The sequence below is a fragment of the Alteraurantiacibacter buctensis genome, assembly GCF_009827655.1.
Classification (GTDB): Bacteria; Pseudomonadota; Alphaproteobacteria; order Sphingomonadales; family Sphingomonadaceae; genus Alteraurantiacibacter; species Alteraurantiacibacter buctensis.
The window spans coordinates 38,778-57,559 of sequence record NZ_WTYV01000003.1 but is presented as its reverse complement, the minus strand read 5'-3'; the positions used below and the strand labels follow the sequence as shown (position 1 = coordinate 57,559).

The window sequence follows — 18,782 nt, the reverse complement described above, 5'->3', positions numbered from 1 at the left end:
GCAAAATTCGTTGAATCAATCGGGACCAGAACCGCCACCGATAGGTCAGATTGATCTGCAATGGTGTGGCGATGCGTTGAAGATGGCGATTTTGACCGGTCGCTCGGACCTGCCCGGTGAAAGCGCGGGAAAAGCTTTTAGCGCACGAAATTAAAAGCTTAGGACAATCTCTTCAGCCTGCACCGAATGTAGGAAAATGCTCCTGCTTGCGCCCAGGATCGTTCGGACGGGCTGGAACCCGCTATTCAAGCCGGTTCGACTTCGACCGGAAGACTTCCGATCGCGTGAAGGGTGTTGTTAATCCGTCGCACTGGCGCGCCCTTCAGGGCTATCGACCCAACCTTGGCGGCCAGGGCGGCAGCAATCAGCTCGCCTTCCAGCCGGGCTACCATCTGCCCCAGGCATTGATGGATTCCGAACCCGAACCCAACATGACCACTTGTCTGTCGCCCCAGGTCGAATTCTTCGGGCCGGTCCCAATGTCGGGGATCGCGGTTGGCGGCGGCGAGGAACAGCAGGACTTTTGCCCCTTCCGGTATCCTGGTGCCGGCAACTTCGGCGTCGCGGGCAGCAGTGCGGAAAAAGGTCTGCACCGTGGGATCCCAGCGCAAACTCTCTTCGAACGCTTTCGGAGCAAGTCGGGGCTTCAAGCGCAGTTGTTCAAACTGCGCAGGATGGGACGCCAGAGCCAGCACCAGATGGGCAATTCCGTTCACGGTCGTATCGACGCCAGCAGAAAGAAACGAACGGACCAGACGCTCTGCTTCTGCTTCGGTGCATTCGCCGGCATCGGCCGCCTCGAAAACGGCCATGCCCCATCCCCCGGGCTTCAGGTTTTCCCGCTTGCAGGCATCGGCAACCCACGCAATCGCTTGCTCCTTACCGCGATTTCCCTCGTGGAAAACAGAATTGCGGGGCCCGAAAGCGTTGAATACGATTGAGGCATAGTCGAGCAGTAACTCGCGGCCATCATCGCGCAGGCCAATGGTATCGGGGAACACCCGCATCGGAAAGATTTCCGCCAGATCGCCGACTGCGTCGAAACTGCGCGCGCCGACCAGTTGGTCGATCAGAGTGCCAGCCTCTGCTTCCCATTTCGGTCGCAATTCCTTCAGGGCGCGCAACGAAACGATCCGGTTCATCAAACCGCGCGTCCGATCATGGATTGGTGGATCGGCTTCGAGTAACAGCGACGGTGGCCGGAAGGGCTCCTCTGTGGCGAAATCAGCCAAGCCAACGCCGCGGCTGGAGATGAAGGTTTCATGATCGCGCAAAGTGGCTTGCACTTCAGCAAACCTGGCCATGCCGTAGGCTTGGACACTTTCCAGCCAGACCACTGGTCCGGCGTCCCGCAACAGATCGTGGTGAGCGTAAGGGTCGGCCAGGAACTCGGGGCCAAACGGATTGATCTGCAATGAGGGCACGCTCATGTTAGCCTCCTAGATGATCGCCCGGTTATGCAAGGGATTTTGCGAGCTCTCAGTGACGCAGGACGGCTCGCTTATGGAATCGTCCATCCTTCATGATGGCCACCAGATTGTTCTTGCTCTCGAGAATGCTCACGTCACGGGTAGGGTCACCCTCGACAAGAAGCAGATCGGCAAGCTTGCCGGCGCGGATCTCGCCGACATCCATCCCCATCAATTCGCCGCCATGCCGGGTTGCCGCGACCAGCGCCTCGATCGGAGAATAGCCAAACAGGTCCACAAAAATACCAAGGTCACGCGCGTTGCGACCGTGCGGATTGTAGGGGAAGCCATAATCACCGCCCGGCAGGACGCGAATCCCCCGCTTCTTCATGGCGGGAACAACCGTTTGCATCAGTTCGAGGCCTGAGACCGCACCCATGTGTTCTGCCTCGGCCCGGCCGATGCCAAATTCTTCGGCTTCGTGGCAGCGGGCGTAAAGCAGACCCGGCGCCGGAGCCATGAACGTGTCGTGCTTGCGGGATTCGAACAGATCCAGCGCTTCTTCGTCGGCATAGGTGCAGTGGAAAATCATCCGGAATCCGGCCCGCAAGGCCCGCTTTACGGCTTCCGATGCCTGCGCGTGGCAGGCCAGCCAGATATCGTTTTCACGCGCAGCTTCGCCAATGGCCTGCGCCTCTTCCTCGGAATACATCAGCAATTGCGCGCCGCCAGGCGCAAAACCTTCGTCCGACGACATGAGGAACTTGATGGTATCGCAGCCCTGGTGTTTCATGCGCCGGATATAGTCACGCAATCCAGGAATATCGCGATCATGTGTGGGATCGTGCCCCGCCGGTACGCCCATCACGCCCTCGGCACCCTTCTCGAGCGCCGACGCACGCAACCGTGGTCCCGGCAGGTAACCGGCATCAATGCTGTCCCTCAGCGCAGGCTCTATCTTCTCGCCCAGCGCACCCGCCGAATAGACACTGGTGAACCCGTGATCGAGCACGATCCGGGCATTATGCGCGGTTACCAGCATGTGCTCCTCGATCGGGAGGGGCTTCATGCTGTTGACGACCCGCTCGACAGAACTGGGCCAGGTTAGGTGCCCGTGAGCCTCAACCAGCCCCGGCATCAGGGTCTTGCCCGCCCCGTCGATAACGTCAGCGCCTTCGTGTGGTAGTCGTTCATCGCCAACCGCCACAGCTGCGATCCGATTGCCCCGGATCAGCACTTCTCCTGGAAACAATGGGCTGCCGCTGCCGTCGAACACCGCAACATTGGTGAATAAGACATCTGTCACGAGGTTTCCCGCTCCATCCAGCGTGCAACGATGCGCCGCGCCTGCACACCGGGGCCATCGGCCTTGACGCTCTTTTCCAGCAAATGCGTAGGGCGCGGGTCGCGGCTCTGGACGCGTTGCACCGCCTCGATCATGACCTCGTCTTCGGCAAAGCCCAGTTCTGTCAGCGCCTTGAACTCGTCCATCTCCTGATCGGAAGTGGCAAAATCGCGTCCGCCTACCCAGAAGTAATGCATGTGGGTCTGGTCAATTGGTGTGGTGGCGTGGCTTACCCGAAAACGCCCGGTAATCTGTTTGGAGCCCGGCTCGATCAGATCGACCGCGGCGATCTGCAAGGCCGGGCTCACGAACGAGCCATAGTTCGACCGATCATACGGCGTGCCCACCGGAAGCCCCATGGGCACTGCAAAAGGCGGGGGGAGCGGAGAGGCAGAAAAGGCCTGATGATAGCCGCAAATGTCGCCCTCGCCGGTCAAGCGCGGCGCCTCTACCCAATCGGTGATCTGGAAAGATTTTGCGTGGACAAATCCGAAGTGGGTAAGGTCCAGCACATTCTCTTTCAGCAACAGATAGTTGGCGGCAATGTCAATTCTGCCATGGACTTCAGCGAAAGCCGGATCGGTCGCCCAATCCAGCACATGGGGGGCGGGCACATCATCGATCCTTGCCGGGTCTCCCAGGTAAACCCAGATGAACGGATAGCTCTCGATGACCGGAAAGGCGCGTACACGCAATGCGGGCGGCGGCGTCTTCATCGACGGCACCCGGACACACGAACCATCCGGGCTGAAGGTGAAACCGTGATAGCCGCATTCCACGTTATCGCCCTTGCGACAGCCCAGGCTGAGCGGTGCGGAACGGTGGGGGCAGCGGTCCTCGATCGCGATGGCCGTGCCGTCTTCCCGCCGATAGAGGAGCACCGGGGTGTCGCACAGCCAGCGCCCGAGCAGGTCCTGCGTCACTTCGTCAGCCAACGCGGCCACCCACCAGCAATTCATGGGATAGTTGCGTTCGCCAGCAGGCCGGGGCGGCGGCCAGACATTCTCCGGGGTCGCCTGTGCCTGACCGCTCATTCTCCGGTCTCCGCATCAAGTCCGGCGGCGGCAATGCCAGCCAGGGCGCAGATTTCGTCGTTGTCGGACGTGTCTCCACTGACGCCCACCGCACCCACCAGCTTGCCGTTCGCCTTGACCAGCACGCCGCCGGGCACCGGCAGTATCCCTTTGGGAAAGACTGACTGCAGCCCTGCGAAGAAGCCCGGCATTGCCTCAGCCCGGCGCTTCAGTTCACGCCCGCCGAACCCCATGCCCAAGCATCCCGCAGCCTTCGCTGTGGCAATTTCAGGACGAAAGATGGATGCGCGTTCGTCGCGCAGGGTGACAATGACGTGGCCCCCGATATCGAGAACAACGCAGCACAGGGGTGCGAGGTTGCGCTGCACGCCTTCGGCAAGAGTCCGCTGCGCTATCGTCAGCGCTTGTTCCAGTGTCAGCATCGGGTGGCCCTCTCCCTTGGTGGTCCGGGATGCAAAGCGGGCACCCGGTCGTGGATGATCTGCTTACCCGCACGAGGCACGGGGCGAAAAATCGTTGTTTCAATCCCTGCTATCGAACCAGCCTATATCCGGCGACGTCATCCGTTGTGGCGATGGCAAGCACTCAGGCCCAGCAGTTCTGCCGCATTGGCGCCGACAATCTTGCGGAGCGCATCGTCGCTCAACCCGGCGTGGAAGCCCACTGGATCGGGCTCTGCCATGTCGAACGGATAGTCGGTGCCCAGGCAAAGCCGATCCGCGCCGTGGGTTCTCACCAGGGATATCAATTGGTCATGGTCGAACACCAGCGTGTCGAGCCAGACCTGCCGAAGGTAGGAAGACGGTTCTCTCGTAATATGCTCGCGGCAATCCTCGCGCGCGCGGAAAGCATGATCCATGCGCCCCCAGTACCCTGGCAGAAAACCGCCACCGTGAGCCACGCACAGACGCAACCCCGGATGCTGGTGGAGCACGCCGCCGAAGATCAGGTGGCTGAGAGCGATGGCGGATTCCAGGGGATTGCCCAGGATATTGTCGAGATAATGCCGGGACAGCCGCTGGCCGTGCGTAAAGCCAAGGGGGTGCATGAACAGGAGTACGCCAAGCTCTTCCGCTTCGGCAAAGAATGGGCGGAAGTCAGGATCGGCGAGTTCGCGGCCGTTCACATGCGAGTTGATTTCGATCCCCCGCAATCCCAGTTCACCAACGCAACGCCGCATTTCGGCAATTGCCATCTCGACATTCTGGAGCGGGACCGATCCCATGCCAACCAGCCGATCCGGATAGCGGGCGACCGCATCGGCGATGCCGTTATTAACCATTTGCGCGGCCTCGCGCCCTACTTCAGGCGGAGCGAAATAGTAGTATTGGCCGGGCGATGGGCTGATTGCCTGCACGTCCACCCCCAGCGCGTCCATGTCCCTGATCCGCTCATCCACGCCGTTCAACTTGGGGCCGATGGTGGCAAACAACTTGCCGTTGACCGCCTTCGATGCCGCAGAGGTGAAGGATAATGGATCGGGCGGGTTGTCGATTTGCGAACGGATATAGCCTTCGGCAGCGGGCACGCTGAGGTGGCAATGGATATCGACCACCAGGTGCCGCCCGCGCTGGCTTACCGGAATGGGCTTGCGATCATGGCCGCACGTGGAAACCACTCCCGTCATCAGATAGCCTCCGCCAGACGATGCATGGCCTGCCCCATCATCACGCCGATTTCTTGCGGCGGAGCACCATCGAGCTCTCTCCGCGCAATTGCCAGGCTGGTTTCGACCACGAACTTGCAGCGTTCATACCGGCGGTCGGTGAAGGCATCGAGCGCCACCCCGACGTTCCAGTCGGCCCGGCGAAGCTCTTCAGCCAGCACAAGGCCATCTTCCACCGCGATCCCGGCCCCGCTCGCCAGATGCGGGGTGGTCGCATGGGCTGCATCGCCCACGAGAATGATCCTGCCAGTGCGCCACGGACGCTCCTGGAAGGCGAACTCGAACGGTCGCTGCACGATCGAGGAGTCGGGCCCAAGACTGGCGCGAATCGCAGCCATCGGACCACCAAAGTCGCGCAACAGCTCGCCCACGATGGCGACCTTCTGGTCATCCGGAACACGTGCGGGGTTTGGCTGTGGCTGCAAGATGAAGGCATACACGTTGTCGCGGGAACAAGGGATGATTCCGGCGATATTCTCGTGCCCGAAAAAGAAGCTGGAAACTTCCATTTCCGGAGGACGGGGGGCAACAATTCGCCAACTCATCTGCCCGCAATAGGCGGGCTGGACCGCATTCTCGAACAGCTTTGCCCGGATGTTGGAATAGATGCCATCGGCTCCGACGACCAAGTCATACCGATGAGCTGATCCGTCGGTGAACGTGACGCGGACTCCATCGTCGTCCTGCTGGAAATCGGTAGCGGTCACGCCCAGGCGGACATTTACTCCAAGTCCAAGGATCCGCTCGGACATGATCTCGTGCAGCTTGGGCCGCATGATGCCGCCGGAAGAGGGCAGTCCTTGCTCGATGGAAGGAGATACGGTTTCGGAAAGGAGCGTTCCATTGAACAGGTATAAATGCCCGCCCTTGGAAAAGAAGCCGTGCTCCGCGATATCGTCGAGCAAGCCAAGATCGCGGAACGCTCGCAAAGTGGGGCCGGTAATGGTCAGACCCGCTCCGTAGACCTTCCACTCGGGGTCCAGCTCGACCATGTCGACAGCGGCACCATCTTTTCGCAGCGCGATAGCGGTGGCCATGCCGCCAATGCCGCCTCCGATGATCAAAACTCGGCGCTCGTTTGTCATCCAATTCCTCTCAAACCGCCCTTGGCAGGACCCCTCTTTGCAGTTGTCCTAGACAGGGGGCCTTGCAGCGCAAAAACGAATTACCTGATCGGACCTATCGCGCGTGGCGATTGGTCTGCGCCACCAGCAGCAAGCGTGCTTGGTTGAGGTCATCGGCGTCTGCGAGGATCGCATCGACACAAGACCGCCGAAGATCGGCCTGCTGATCGCGCGACAGGTACTCCACGGGCGATTTGCCATCGATGCGGGCCAGCGCCAGGGCCGGAAGAAGGCGAGCGGCACGCGCTGCGACGGCTGCTGGATCCTCCCAATCGACAAGTCCAAGATAGCTTGCCGTCAAATCATCCAATGCCTGATCAATAGAACTTGCCCACTCCGGCAGGATTCGGCGCTTGATCACCAAGTGGTTGAGGCAGAAAGCCAGATCAAATGCCGGATCACCGAACCACGCGACTTCGGCATCAAGCAGGACCGGCTGCCGGGGGCCGACAAGGATGTTCTTAGGGCTGACATCGCCGTGAACCAGCACCCGGCGCGTCTTCGCGGTCCTGTCAGCAAGCAAGCGAAGCTGCGGGGCGACCTGTGGATTGCGTTCGGCGGCTGCCAGAAAGTACGGTTCCAGCCGCAGCGCGTAGAATGAAGTGTCGGTTGCAAAGCGGGTCGCAAGCTCGCCGTCGTCCGCTGTCGCGGCGTGGATGCGCCCGAGCAGGTCGCCGACAGATGCTGCGAAGGCTGGGTCCACCCTGCCCGCCAATAATCTTGATTTCCAAAGGCCGAAGCGATCTGGCGGAAACCACTCCATCGCGAAAAGACCGGCCACCGGGTCGTGAGCGATCGGTTTGGGTATCGAACCGGGAGCAATCCTGCAGCCGACTTCGAGAAAGGCCCACTCGGTAGCGTTGCGTTCCACCGGCGCTTTCCAGTCACCCGCCACCTTTAACTGCGCCAGAGCCCGCTTGACGCAATAATCGCCTGATTGGGTGCTGACTTTCCAGATATCGGAAGAAACGCCGCCGGCCAGCGGTGTCCAGATTCCCTGGTCCTCTTGATCGGCAAGTCCAGTACGGTGGAGGAAGTCGACGAGTTCCGAGGAAGGCTCGATCATAGCGGCGCGAGACCCGAACGCCCGGCCCAGGCCAGGCCCGCCTCCTCGATGCGCAGCAACTGATTATATTTTGCCTGCCGCTCGGAGTTCCGCGTAGATCCGATCTTGATCTGGCCGCCGGCCACTCCGACAGCAAGATCGGCCAGGAAGTCGTCCTCGGTTTCGCCCGACCGGGCGGAGATCACGGTTGCGTAACCTGCTGCCCTGGCAATCCGGATAGATTCCAGCGTCCCCGTTACCGTGCCGTTCTGATTGACCTTGATCAGGGCCGCATTGGCAATGCCGGCTTCAATGCCGCGCTGGATTCGCGCCGGCTGAGTTGCAAACAGATCGTCGCCCAAAAGCTGGGTCCGGCCAAGCCTACGGGTCAATTCGGGCCAGGCTTCCCAATCGTCTTCGCCCAGGCCATCCTCGATCGATACGATCGGAAACGCATCGATCCACCGGGCCTGCATCTCGATCATCTCGGACGATGTCATGGCCATCCCTTGCCGGGCAAATTGGTACAGCCCGGCCCCGTCAACCAGTGAGGACGATGCCACGTCAATGGCGATGGCACCATCGTGACCCGGCGAAAGGCCCGCCAATTCGAAAGCGCGCACCATCAGTTCAAGCGCCTGCTCGGGCTTCTCGAACCCCGGCGACAACCCGCCCTCGTCCGCCAGCAAGGTGGGTAGGCCCATCCTTTCGCACAGGATGGCAGCGCTGTCGCGCACGCGGCATGTCCATTCCAGCGCCTCGCTGTAGGATCCGGCGTTGATCGGCACGAACAGAAAGTCCTGAACGTCCATGCCCCGACCAGCGTGCAGTCCGCCAGACAGGATGTTAACCATCGGCATCGGCATCGTCGGACTCGCCCCCGACAGTTCGGCAAACCGAGCATAGAGCGGCTGCTGCTGGGCCGCGGCGGCCGCTCGTGCCACCGCCAGGCTGACGCCCAGAACGGCGTTGCCACCCAGCTTTGCCCAGTTCTGCGTGCCGTCCAGCTCGCGCATCCGTTTATCGATGCCCGCTTGATCCAGCACATCCATGCCTGCCACGGCCTGGGCGATTGCGCCGCGCACGTTGGCTACCGCATGGGTGACCCCCCGCCCGCCCCATGCTTCGCCACCATCGCGCAGCTCGATCGCCTCCGCCTTCCCTGTCGAGGCACCGGACGGTGCGGACGCCCGCGCGGTCATGCCATTCGCCAAGGTCAATTCTGCTTCCAGCGTTGGGCGGCCGCGACTGTCGAGGATCTGACGCGCATGAACTTTGGCAATGGACGTGGCGGTCACGCAGTTTTCTCCGGCAGGTTACAGGGGTGTCGCGGGGGTTCACCGGCGAGGACGCGAACAACTTCCTCGGCAGAACGTCGCCGCAGCTCGACGAGCGAAGCCTCCGACGAAAACGCCACGTGGGGGGTAACGATCACGTCGGGACGGTCGATCAGGGCACGCGGCGGGCACGGCTCGCCTTCCACCACGTCCAGACCGGCGCCGGAAAGGTGGCCACTTTCCAGCGCCGCGATCAGCGCATTGTTCTCGACCAACGGTCCCCGGCTGACATTTATCAGATAGGCTCCCGGCTTCATCGCCGGAATCGTTTCGCGATTCAGCAGGTGCGCCGTGGATTGGGTAAGAGGCGCATGGATGATGACGACATCGCTTTGCCCAAGGAGCGTGGGCAGGTCACACGACATGCCGATATCGACAGCCCCGCCGCTGGCACGATTGATCAGGACCTGGCAACCAAAGGCGGATGCCTTCGCGGCTGTGGACCGTCCGATGGGGCCATAGCCGATGATGCCCACGGTCAGATCAGACACCCGGCGCAGCTGAGCCGCTGCGGGATTCCAGTTCCCGTGCTTCACGTCCCTGTCGAAACGGACGGTTCCGCGCGCCCAGTCCAGCAGCAGCGCAATGGCATGGTCGGAGACCTCATGCACGCAATAGTCAGGAACGTTGGCCACCCACGCGCCCCGCGCTGTTGCGGCAGGCACGACAATATTGTCGAGGCCAACGCCAAGCCGCTGGATAATCCGCAAGTCGCCAGGCAGTTCGATGGCAGCCCGGCTTACCTGTGCCCAGCAAGTCATGATGGCTTGGGGATCGTGCCTGGCTACCAACCCTTCAATTTCCTTCGCCGATAGCGGCGTCGATGGGCCGCAAACCAGCCGGTGGCTGGCAGCTTCGATGATGCCACGCTCGATGCTGGTGTCTGGCCAAGCAAAATCGGTCTGCAGAACTGTCGCCATGATGCTTTAAGCCCTCAACGCCACACGCAAGACAATTCGATCCCGCTGCCGATCGGCAGCAGGATCGTTTGGAGGTCAGGCTTTGCGCGGACTGCCGCGCGATAGGCTTCTGCGTCCGCTCGGGCGCTTTCAGGACGCAGGATGTTGTCCGCTGCCACGATGGCGCCCTGGGCCAGCTTGGGATGCAGGATCTCAAGACAAGGCACATAGAGATCCTTCCACAGGTCTATCAGGACGAAGTCGATCCCTTCCTCGACTTCGGCGAGCAGTTCCACCGCATCGCCGCATTGCCAAGTGACATACTCACCCAGGCCTGCCTTGGTTATCTGTTCCCGCGCATGGGCCTGCTTTTCGGCATCGAGCTCGAATGTGACCAGATGCCCGCCGACCTCGCAGGCGGCAGCGGCCAGAAACAAGGTGGAAAAGCCATAGGACGTGCCCACCTCGACCAGGTGCTTCGCCCCCCGCGCGATGATTAGGGATTGCAGCACACGCGCAACCTCCTCGCCAATCTCCAGCAACAGCTCATCCCGGCGGGCGAAAAATGCCGGCCCGCCAGCTTCCAGCAACGTGCGCTCGGCGGCGGCCCGCTCGCGATAGGTTTGGAGAACTTGTTGAAATTGCTGCTTCACGCGGTCAAGTCCCTCAGATTGCTTCAGCGTCGAGCATCGCCTGGATCCTGTGTCGCACCTTCATCGCGTGGATGTCGGACTTTGCCAGAAGCTCGCGCTGTACCGCCGAGGCGACATCGATGCGCACCTCAATCGCCTCGATCGCGTCGATGTCCTGCTGGCGGACTTCGATGTCCATTGCGTCGAGCAAGCGATCGAGCTGCTCGTCGTCCAAGCGGTGATTGCGGGTCGTGAAAGACCAGTAATGCGTCGACGTCGCTGTCTCTGGGGTTATGCCGTGCACAAAGTAGACATGGCCCAGAGCTTCGGAGACTTCGGCGAAGCCTTCGACTGCACTGATGATCGGTCCGCTCGTGCGGATCAGCTCTGGGCCGTAGAAATCGGTGACGGATTCCATTTCGCATGAGCCATCGAAACGATGCTGTGGTCCGAACAGCAGATCAAAAAAGCCGCTCCATTCCGTTTTGACCGATCGCCGCAACTGGTAGGAATGGCTACGCTCTACAGCCACCATCGGCGTCCTCTTGAACGCGTCGCCGCCATCGATCTGGTGATGGATGTAGGGCAGGTGAGTGAGGTCCATCAGATTGTCGACCAGCAACTGGTATCGACCCTTCATGGGTAGGCGAACGAGGCTGGCGTGCGCCCAGCCATCGCCTATTCCGAAGTCTTCATGCGGCGGTATGAGAGCGGGATCGCACTTGCCGGGTTCGCCCATCCAAATCCAGCACAGCGGGCCATGTTCTACGACAGGGTAGCTTGGCTGGCAAAAATCGGCACCGGTTTCCTGCGAGGGAATGCGCGTGCACTTGCCGTCAGCCGCGAAAGTAAAGCCGTGATATCCGCAGACAATGGCGTCGCCATCGAGCCTGCCTTGTGCGAGGGGGAAATAGCGATGAGGGCATAAACCATACATGGCGACCGGCGCACCCGCCTGAGTGCGGTACATGACGACCGGGATGCCGAGAAGCGTACGTTCCATCGGCTCTCGCCCAATTTCGTGAGAAAAGGCGGCGATGTACCAACGGTTTCTGACCATTGAGCGGTCACCGGTGAAGGGGTAGGTCACTCAGCCGCCTCGTTTCTGACCATCGCCTGCACCAGACGCCGCCCCTCGATTGCGGCTCGGTCGGCTGCCACGCTGAATTCGACAGCCTTGTCGTGATCGGCGGTGCAGCGGGCCATTTCCTGGCTGGCTTCGACAATCTCGATGTCTTCGCCAAAAATCACGCTCGCCTGTGCCCGCATTGCCGCGAAATCGAACGGCTGGCCATGATCCCGCGCCATCGCCCAGTAATAATGGGTCTTGCCGATCGAGACCGGCGTGGTCAGGTGAATGATGCGGAGCGCAAAGCGCTCCAGACCGTCCGGACCCGGATCGGGATCGTGCATGTCGACCGCTCCATGGTGGGCGCCCGGGCTTAGCTGCGTCCCCCAGTTGTCGCGATTGACGAGCTTGCCCGGCGCCTTGCCTGCGGGAACGGCATAAATCGCCGGCAGCGGCTGCATGTCGAACAACTGGCGGAAGGTAACCCGCCCGTTGGCCACTTCTACTGCAGGCGGGCGATCCCAGCCGGTGATCTGCGCCGAGTTTTTGTGCAGGAAGGCAAAATGCGTCAGGTCGAGCACATTCTCCTTCATCTGCATGAAATTGCCGCTTACCGGCAGGTATCCCCACACCACGTGCCACGCGGGATCCGAGAGATAGGCCAGATCGGCCGGGATCAGGTCGGGGTCAGCCCGCTCTACCTCACCCGTCCAGACCCACACGAACCCGTAGCGTTCGACCACAGGATATGACCTGACGCGGATGGCCGCAGGGGTCTTCTCCTGGGTCGGCACATTCACGCACTGACCGGAGGGCGCGAACTGGAAGCCGTGATAGGGGCAGACCAGGTTGTCACCTTCGACATCCCCCTTATGCAGCGGGGCAAACCGGTGGGGGCACCGATTGTGCAGCGCAGCCAGGGTTCCTTCAGCCGTGCGATAGAACGCGATCGGCATCTCGGCGATCCACCGCAAGATGGGCTTTTCGGTGACTTCGCTGGCGTGGGCCGCGACCCACCACGAATTGAGCGGCCAATTGCGGTCCGGCCCGGTAGTGCTGGTTCCGGCGCGGACCGGATCGGGCTTCGTCTGTGCTGGATCGTCCATGCGATGTGCCCTTTCCGCTCAATCGGCCCGGTAGGTCGTGCGGGCGTAGTCATAATACGGGGCCGGCTGGACCACCGCGCGAATGGATTGGAAGTCGGGCTGGTAATCCGGACCCGCATCGGGCCCAGGATGCTGGCCCCACAGAACGGTTACCTCAGTACCAGGCTCGGCGTGGGCTACATCGACGATTGCCAGCGAGTGGACCGTTCCCGCCGGGCCCATGTAGGTCGCGTATTCGGACACACCCACGAGAGCGCCGTCGATCTCCACCCGGTCCTTGGTGTAGCTGTGCGCGGCGATCAGATCGGTGCCGAACACCCGCTTCACATCATCGGCATTCCAGACCAGCGTCACCTTGGTCCGCCGGATATCGTCCTTCATCTTTTCGAGCGCTTCGCGGCCGACGAAATCATGGTTGAAAGCGATCGACCGCCCGTAGCCCAGTTCATAAGGCGTGCGGTAATAGTCCCTGATGTCGGGCGAATAGAACGTGCCCTGCAACGCCCCCATCCCCTCATAGGAATAGACGCTGGTGGCCTCGCGGAAGCCCTGGAGTTCGGGCGCCGTGTACACGGCGGCAACCGGCGTAGCATGCCAGCCGCTGTCGACGCCAACGGTGTAATATGCCTCGCCGCCGACCTGCTGGATCCCGTCTACCTGACCGGCCTCAAGCAGCTTCTCCTTCAGGAATGCACCATGCTCCCACGGGCCGAAGAACTCGAACCCGGCCTGACCCGCCATGCCATGGCGCAGGGCAAAGAACTTGCGACCATCGAGCTCGATCTCGCGAAAGTGGAAGAACTTGATCCCGTCAAGCTTGTCGCCGAACAGACGCTCGAGCAACCCGCCCGCCTTCGGTCCCTGCACCTGATACCGGAATAAGACCGGATCGGCACCGCCCCGGTAGTCAGATGAAGGATCGCTGGTGATGGTTACGTCGTAGTTACCGGCCTTGGCGTGGTAGGCGGCCAGATTCTGGATCGTGCCGATGCCGATAACATGGAAACGGTCCTCGGCGAGCCGGAGCATGATGGCGTCCTGGATCAGAAACCCTTCCGGTGAAACGGCAATCAACTGCTTCGCCTGTCCCACCGCGAACTTTTCGTAATTGTTTGCGCTTATGTGGGACAGGAGCTGCTTGGCACCCGGCCCCTCGATCACCGTATCAAACATGTGATGTGAAAGGTCGTACAATGCGACGTCTTCCTCCCAAGCGCGCTGCTCTTCCTGCCAGCCAGCAAACTCGGCGGGAACGACCGGCACCTTGGCGAAAGGCGCACCCGGCTTCCACAGCAACTTCACCGCGCTGCCCGCCTTATCGAGGGCACCCTGGACCGATGGCACGTTCATACTCTTGTCTCCCAATGATATCTGTTCGGCGGGCCTTCGGCCTCACCTTGTGCGTGGCTTGAGTGCAGTTGAAATCACCGCTGGGGCGCTATTTCGCGCCCGAGGTGTCCTGCGCATGATAGGCTTCCTTGTGGGCCACGTTTGGCAGCGCGCCAGCCGCATCGGTAGGCGATACAGGGAGCACCTCGCTAGGCTGCTGCGCATGTGGCTGGGTTTTCCGGGCCGGAGTGGCCCCATCCACATAGGCCACGCTCCAGGGTGCTTCGTCGAAAATCCATGGTTGCAGATTGTGCATAAAGCTCATCGAGCCGAACCGAGAATTCCAAGTGCGAGGAATCCAGCTGTCGTCCAGCACGTCGCTGTCGGTCCCATATTCCGCGTCGCCGCCCGCAGGGCATGGCAGGTACATGAAGACCGAGCTGGCAATCCGGTGCCGCCCCAGGCCCCAGATGGACTTCTGCCATCCGCGCCGCTCCATGTAATTGGCCCCGACCATCACTTCGTCCAGATCTTCCACACCGTAATTGACATGGTTGAAGCGCACTTTGCCGTCGAGGCCCGGGAAAGGCAGATCGGCCTTCAGCCAGTAGATCGAATGGTGCTCGTTAGTCCCGGGTGCCCGAGCAAAGACCCCGAAGCCTTCCTGGACGTCCGAGAGCCGGAAATCCAGGTTGTCGCGATACCATTCCCAGCTCGCCTGCGGATCGGGCACCTGGTAAACTACGTGCTCGATGGTCTTGGGATTGGCCTTCAGCTTCCATTTGCGGTGCTGGTTCATCCGGCCGACATTGCCGAAACTGTTGACGGGATCGGGCGCACCCCAAATCCGCTGCTTGGCATAGATACGGATGCCCATGGCGATGCCATCGCAATCGAAGAAGCGGGCTGTGCCGTCCTCGTCGATCGTCACCTCGGTTGCCCTGCGCAGCTTGTCGACCACGCGGTCGAACTGCTTCTGGTTGGGTACGCCCCAGATGACCTGTTGGACACCGAAGCCTTCGAGTCGCTGAGCGGCCACCACGGCCTCTGCCAAAGGAAGAATGATTACGCTGCAGCCCTGCTCCAACTCGAAAAGAGCGGAGGCACCGGAGGAATGCTCTGTCAGGGGAAGCCCGAAGTCATCGAAATATCGAACGCACTCATCGACATCTGCAACACCGTAAACGACGGTTTCGATCCCGTTAATTCCACGCACGGCTCAACCTCCAGGGCAATTTGTGCTGCTGGATTAGTCCAAGCAGAGTGGACTGCGGAAATCGTTTAGCGTGATACGTTGTATAGCCGAAAGCTGCCCCTCTTCAGAGGGCTCCTGCCGCTTGCTCGATCGTCTTGACGAGCCATTGCACCCCGGCATCTTGCGACCTCATACTGTGCCATTGCGCCACTTCGGTCAACATCGGCACGGGATAGGGCACCGGAAGTACCGAGATAGGCATGACGCGTGCGCAACGCACTGCATACCGTCGCTGGATCGTGGCAAGCCGCTCGGTCCCGATCACTGCATCAGGCAGCATGGTGAAAGTAGGAACGTAAACTTCGATACGTCGATCAATCGCGTGCTGTTCAAAATAAAGCTCGGAAAATGCTGGTGCGCGCGCCGGCCCAAAATAGCTGACCGCGTGGCCCGCAGCGCCAAATGCCTCCCGGTCGATTCCGGCGGCATGCCGCGATCCAGACCAGCAGATAACCGCCTGTTCATCCTTGAACAGCTCCAGCCGGGGAAAATCGGGTCGGACGCGCGTGTCGATCGTGATGAGCAGATCTGCCTCGCCCCGATCGAGGAGGTCCATGGTGCGCTCCTCGGGAGAAAGAATCTCGAAGGAGAGACCAGGGGCAGTCTTGGCTAAGCCTGCTACCATTTCGGCCAAGAACACAAGAAACACATAATCCGAGGCGATTACGCGAAAGGTACGCTCGACCCTTTCCGGATCGAACCGGGCTGGCGTGGTAATGCGGGTGCGGATCAACATCAACGCATCGTTCACCGGTCCCGCCAGTTCTTCCGCCTTGGGAGTAAGGACCATTTGGCGCCCGCTTTGCACGAGCAGCTCGTCGCCAAAGAAGTCGCGTAACCGATTCAACGCGCCGCTTACTGCGGGTTGACTGAGATGTAGGCGACGTGCCGCAGCCGAGACGCTGCGCTCCTCGATCAGCACCGCGAGAGCCACCAGCAGGTTCAGGTCGAGCCGTTCGAAGCGCATGCATCCTCCAGTTTGGGATTTGCTTCTATAAAGCCAAATGCCCACACGAAGGTATCAGAGGTGCTGATAGCTGCATACCGGCGATCCAATTGGACGCGCACACGTTTGAGCAGTTAGCGCTTAACCAGACAGGCTAGCGAGCAGACGCGGGGATCTCGGGCGATGACTTCCACACTAGAAGAGGAACTTTTGCTTCGCGAGAAGGAGCGCCAGGCCGCACTGGTATCGGATGACATGGCGGCGTTTGCCGCGCTGATGTGTGACGATATTGTGCATGTTCACGCGACCGGCAACGTACATGGCAAAAGTGAAGTTCTCGGACATGCGGGCGGCTTTATCCGCTTCCACGCGATTGAACGAGGCGACCTGCTGATCCGCCCCATCGGCGACGACGCGGCAATCATGACAGGTCCGATGACGAATACGGTCGGCCGTCGCGAGAGCGACGAGCGGGTCACGGTGGAGGCGTATGTAACCCAGGTCTGGGTGCGGGAATCGTCCGACTGGAAGATGAAGAGTTTTCACGCGGTGCGCTTGCCGGTTGATGCGCCAACGCAGGCTACCGGGGCGAAAGGCAAGGATAGCGATTAATGACCGAAATGTACGCTCTGGGAACCTTCAATCGCGATGGTGGCCCGCGCTGGCCAGGTGTTGTGCGGGACGGAAAGGTCGCAGCGCTGCAGGACATATTGCCTGACTGCCCCGCAACACTCCTGGACATCTTCGAGAACTGGGAACGGCTTTCGCTTGCTATTGACAACGCCGTTGCCAGAGCACCCGGCGACGCGTGGCGGGATGAAGATCTCTTCGTCGCGCATTTACCGTTGAAACCGGAAAACCTGTTTGGCGCGGGTGCCAATTATCGCAATCATGTCATCGAGCTCGTTGTCGATAGCGGCGCGGGCGGGTTTCAGGATCTGAGCCGCGAGGAACGCAGGGAGCGGGCGACCAGGGAAATGGACGAACGTGCCGCAAGCGGAATGCCCTTTATTTGGGTCGGGCTGCGCAGCGGCATCGCCGGTCCGGCCCGCGGCCTGACGATCCCATACGATATGGAGCAAGTGGATTGGGAACTTGAACTGGCGGTAGTTATCGGCAAGTCAGCCCGGCGGGTCTCGCGCGAAGATGCGCTGGACTATGTGGCCGGCTACACGATCGCCAACGATATCACCGCCCGTGAACTGGTCAGTCGGCCCGACTTGAAAGCTCTGGGCATGGACTGGCTAGCTTGCAAGAGCGCTCCCGGCTTTCACATCTTGGGGCCCTATATCACGCCTGCCCGCTTTGTTTCTGATCCGCAGAAGTTGCACATTCGCCTGTCGTTGAATGGTGAGGTGAAGCAGGATGAGGGGACCAGCGACATGATTTTCGATGTCGCCCGTCTTGTCGAGTTCGCTTCTTCATATGCCCAGCTTCAGCCCGGCGATATCATTATGACAGGGTCGCCATCAGGCAATGGCACTCACTACAACCGGTTTCTGCGGGACGGTGACGTGATGGTTGGCGAAATTGAAGGCATTCTGGGCAAGCAAGTGATCAGATGTTCGGCTGAAGCACCCTGAGCGAGTGGGTTGTTGTCAAGCTAAACACAACTCATCTCCGATTGACGGGGTTCACCTTACCGCAGCCGGCTATGGCCAACAGCGCCGCCACTCGGCAAACTCGCCCGGCTGGTGGGTTAGGCAGATATGTCGTTCGACAAGGCGGCGCCAGAGGCCAAGATGGTCGCCTGGGGCCGAGCCTTCGCGCTCGGCCCCGCTCTTCATCTCGCGATATCGACTGACTTCGGATGCTATTCCGCGACTTTGTCTGCCGGCATCTCGACCGGGTATGGCTGGCCAAAGTCGGCCGACGAACTGACAGCCTGCCAGGTGCGAGCTTCGACGATCTGGCTATCAGAATAGGCGATCGCCCCCTGAACGGCATGATCGCCCAGCAAGAGGTGACTGGGCAGGTTCTTGCGCTTGACCACATCGACAATGATGGCGGCGGCGCGGTTGGGGTCACCGGCCGATTCCATGCTGCGGAGCATCTGCGCGAAGGCACCGACCGTAGCTTCATAGCCTGGTGCCAGCTGCTCGGTCTCCATCGATTTGCCCGCCCAGTCCGTCGCAAACCCACTGGGTTCGATCACCAGGAAGCGAATGCCGAAGACCGCCGTCTCTGACGCGAGAGAGCGGGTAAGGCCATCGACTGCAAACTTCGCTGCAGCGTATGCTCGCTGGCATACTCTGGAGCGCAACACCCCACCGCCAGCTGTGGCCTTGGAAGCGGCAGCGGAGAAACGTGCAGCGATAAGTGTCGCGCAAGAAGCCGGCCTCATCACGTGCTCATTCCCAGCCGAGAACCTGCTCGAACTCATCCTGACCATGTCTAGGGTTGGCGCGGAAAGCTCTTTCGAAGGCGGAGAACCGAGCTCGACTTGCCGCGAGTTGCGCAAGTCCCTAACAGAAGCCGTACGACGTGTCGTCGCCCCTCATCCGCCCGAGAGCGGAAGAGGGGCATGATCCGACTAGTTTGTCCCTTTCGGCGAAAAGGGCCGGGTAATTCTAGGCCGCGCCCAGT

Annotated in this window: 19 protein-coding genes; 3 read left to right on the top strand and 16 right to left on the bottom strand. The window is 60.9% G+C overall.

What is annotated here, in order from left to right; all coding sequences use genetic code 11:
• Nucleotides 1-245 precede the first annotated feature (245 nt).
• From GRI99_RS09135 to GRI99_RS09065, 15 genes are all read right to left on the bottom strand, one after another.
• Entirely contained in the window at nt 246-1,430 is a 1,185-nt protein-coding gene (locus GRI99_RS09135) for a cytochrome P450 (protein WP_160771760.1), read from the bottom strand.
• A 49-nt stretch (nt 1,431-1,479) separates the two neighbouring features.
• Nucleotides 1,480-2,715: an amidohydrolase family protein gene (locus GRI99_RS09130; protein WP_160771759.1), complete on the bottom strand. Its 1,236-nt coding sequence runs from the start codon at nt 2,713-2,715 to the stop codon at nt 1,480-1,482.
• Nucleotides 2,712-3,788 (bottom strand): Rieske 2Fe-2S domain-containing protein, encoded by a 1,077-nt coding sequence (locus GRI99_RS09125; protein ID WP_160771758.1) that lies wholly within the window; start codon nt 3,786-3,788, stop codon nt 2,712-2,714. Before GRI99_RS09125 ends, GRI99_RS09130 begins: the two co-directional genes overlap by 4 nt.
• Nucleotides 3,785-4,210, bottom strand: coding sequence for a GlcG/HbpS family heme-binding protein (locus tag GRI99_RS09120; protein WP_160771757.1), 426 nt, complete (start codon nt 4,208-4,210; stop codon nt 3,785-3,787). The genes GRI99_RS09125 and GRI99_RS09120 overlap by 4 nt, the downstream gene beginning before the upstream one ends.
• Before the next feature lie 137 nt (nt 4,211-4,347).
• A complete protein-coding gene (locus tag GRI99_RS09115; RefSeq protein WP_160771756.1) occupies nt 4,348-5,415 on the bottom strand; it encodes an amidohydrolase family protein in 1,068 nt (355 codons plus the stop codon).
• The gene (locus GRI99_RS09110) at nt 5,415-6,539 is read right to left on the bottom strand and encodes an FAD-dependent monooxygenase (RefSeq protein ID WP_160771755.1); all 1,125 of its coding nucleotides are present in this window, start codon (nt 6,537-6,539) and stop codon (nt 5,415-5,417) included. The genes GRI99_RS09115 and GRI99_RS09110 overlap by 1 nt, the downstream gene beginning before the upstream one ends.
• Nucleotides 6,540-6,633: 94 nt before the next feature.
• Nucleotides 6,634-7,644 (bottom strand): phosphotransferase family protein, encoded by a 1,011-nt coding sequence (locus GRI99_RS09105; RefSeq protein ID WP_160771754.1) that lies wholly within the window; start codon nt 7,642-7,644, stop codon nt 6,634-6,636.
• Nucleotides 7,641-8,921 carry a phosphopyruvate hydratase gene (gene eno / locus GRI99_RS09100; RefSeq protein ID WP_160771753.1) on the bottom strand — a complete coding sequence of 427 codons (1,281 nt, stop codon included), beginning with the start codon at nt 8,919-8,921 and terminating at the stop codon, nt 7,641-7,643. Before eno ends, GRI99_RS09105 begins: the two co-directional genes overlap by 4 nt.
• Nucleotides 8,918-9,880: a C-terminal binding protein gene (locus tag GRI99_RS09095; RefSeq protein ID WP_202393021.1), complete on the bottom strand. Its 963-nt coding sequence runs from the start codon at nt 9,878-9,880 to the stop codon at nt 8,918-8,920. Before GRI99_RS09095 ends, eno begins: the two co-directional genes overlap by 4 nt.
• A 14-nt stretch (nt 9,881-9,894) precedes the next feature.
• Nucleotides 9,895-10,512 carry a class I SAM-dependent methyltransferase gene (locus tag GRI99_RS09090; RefSeq protein WP_160771752.1) on the bottom strand — a complete coding sequence of 206 codons (618 nt, stop codon included), beginning with the start codon at nt 10,510-10,512 and terminating at the stop codon, nt 9,895-9,897.
• A gap of 13 nt (nt 10,513-10,525) precedes the next feature.
• Nucleotides 10,526-11,581 (bottom strand): Rieske 2Fe-2S domain-containing protein, encoded by a 1,056-nt coding sequence (locus GRI99_RS09085; RefSeq protein WP_337192894.1) that lies wholly within the window; start codon nt 11,579-11,581, stop codon nt 10,526-10,528.
• Nucleotides 11,578-12,666 (bottom strand): Rieske 2Fe-2S domain-containing protein, encoded by a 1,089-nt coding sequence (locus tag GRI99_RS09080; RefSeq protein ID WP_160771751.1) that lies wholly within the window; start codon nt 12,664-12,666, stop codon nt 11,578-11,580. The genes GRI99_RS09085 and GRI99_RS09080 overlap by 4 nt, the downstream gene beginning before the upstream one ends.
• Before the next feature lie 18 nt (nt 12,667-12,684).
• The gene (locus GRI99_RS09075; RefSeq protein WP_160771750.1) at nt 12,685-14,016 is read right to left on the bottom strand and encodes an aminomethyl transferase family protein; all 1,332 of its coding nucleotides are present in this window, start codon (nt 14,014-14,016) and stop codon (nt 12,685-12,687) included.
• Nucleotides 14,017-14,104: 88 nt separating this feature from the next.
• Complete coding sequence (locus GRI99_RS18980; RefSeq protein WP_160771749.1) at nt 14,105-15,211, bottom strand: VOC family protein; 1,107 nt, start codon at nt 15,209-15,211, stop codon at nt 14,105-14,107.
• Between the two features lie 103 nt (nt 15,212-15,314).
• Nucleotides 15,315-16,217, bottom strand: a complete 903-nt coding sequence (locus GRI99_RS09065) for a LysR family transcriptional regulator (RefSeq protein WP_160771748.1) — start codon at nt 16,215-16,217, stop codon at nt 15,315-15,317.
• Nucleotides 16,218-16,379: 162 nt separating this feature from the next.
• On the opposite strand from GRI99_RS09065, the gene GRI99_RS09060 reads away from it, so the two are divergent.
• Both GRI99_RS09060 and GRI99_RS09055 read left to right on the top strand, forming a co-directional pair.
• The gene (locus tag GRI99_RS09060) at nt 16,380-16,808 is read left to right on the top strand and encodes a nuclear transport factor 2 family protein (RefSeq protein ID WP_160771747.1); all 429 of its coding nucleotides are present in this window, start codon (nt 16,380-16,382) and stop codon (nt 16,806-16,808) included.
• A complete protein-coding gene (locus GRI99_RS09055; protein WP_160771746.1) occupies nt 16,808-17,779 on the top strand; it encodes a fumarylacetoacetate hydrolase family protein in 972 nt (323 codons plus the stop codon). Before GRI99_RS09060 ends, GRI99_RS09055 begins: the two co-directional genes overlap by 1 nt.
• A gap of 230 nt (nt 17,780-18,009) precedes the next feature.
• On the opposite strand, the gene GRI99_RS18685 is transcribed toward GRI99_RS09055, so the two are convergent.
• Nucleotides 18,010-18,462, bottom strand: coding sequence for an SDR family NAD(P)-dependent oxidoreductase (locus GRI99_RS18685; protein ID WP_369126901.1), 453 nt, complete (start codon nt 18,460-18,462; stop codon nt 18,010-18,012).
• Between GRI99_RS18685 and GRI99_RS19005 the strand changes: the two genes are divergently transcribed.
• Nucleotides 18,362-18,724, top strand: a complete 363-nt coding sequence (locus tag GRI99_RS19005) for a hypothetical protein (RefSeq protein ID WP_202393019.1) — start codon at nt 18,362-18,364, stop codon at nt 18,722-18,724. The two genes, GRI99_RS18685 and GRI99_RS19005, sit on opposite strands and share 101 nt — an antisense overlap.
• The last annotated feature ends 58 nt before the right edge of the window (nt 18,725-18,782 follow it).